Below are 571 nucleotides of genomic sequence, written 5' to 3'. Positions count from 1 at the left end.
CCAGGTCGCGCCCGGTCGCGGCGCGGGCCAGGCGCACGGCCGCCGTGGTCGCGTCGGAGCCGTTCTTGGCGAACTTGACCATGTCCGCCGTCGGGACGAGCTCCAGGAAGTCCTCGACGGCCGCGAGCTCCAGCTCGGTGGGCCGGGTGAAGTTGACCCCGTCCCGGATGGCCTCCGCGACCGCGTCGACCACGGGGCGGTAGCCGTGGCCGAGGGTCACGGACCGCAGGCCCATGCCGTACTCGATGTACTCGTTCCCGTCGACGTCCCACACCCTGGCGCCCGCACCGCGCGCCAGGACGGGTGTCAGATGCTCCGGGTACTGGTCGGATCCCCGGGCGTAGGTGTGTGCCCCGCCGGGCACCGTCTCGTGCAGCCGCGCCTGCAGGCGCGCCGAGCGGCTCAGGTCGCGACGATCGCTCACGCGGACGTCCTCTCGGGTCGCGGGTCACAGGTCAGCCGGTGCGCCAGTTCGGGATACCGCCCCGCGACCTCGGCCCGCAGGTCCGGCACCGTGAGGAAGACGGTATCCGGCCGGGCGGCGATCAGCTCGTCGGGCGAGATGATCGGG

General features: G+C 73.4%; 1 protein-coding gene. It reads right to left on the bottom strand.

Features of this window, described 5'->3' with window-relative positions; translation table 11 throughout:
- On the bottom strand, positions 1–424 hold a 424-nt coding region (locus FK268_RS23545; RefSeq protein ID WP_146437867.1), incomplete at its 3' end, for an aminotransferase class III-fold pyridoxal phosphate-dependent enzyme.
- Positions 425–571: the final 147 nt, after the last annotated feature.

The sequence above is a fragment of the Tsukamurella sputi genome (assembly GCF_007858445.1).
In the GTDB taxonomy this organism is placed as follows: domain Bacteria; phylum Actinomycetota; class Actinomycetes; order Mycobacteriales; family Mycobacteriaceae; genus Tsukamurella; species Tsukamurella sputi.
Note: the sequence above shows the minus strand (reverse complement) of the source record. Positions and strands in the feature narration are given on the sequence as shown.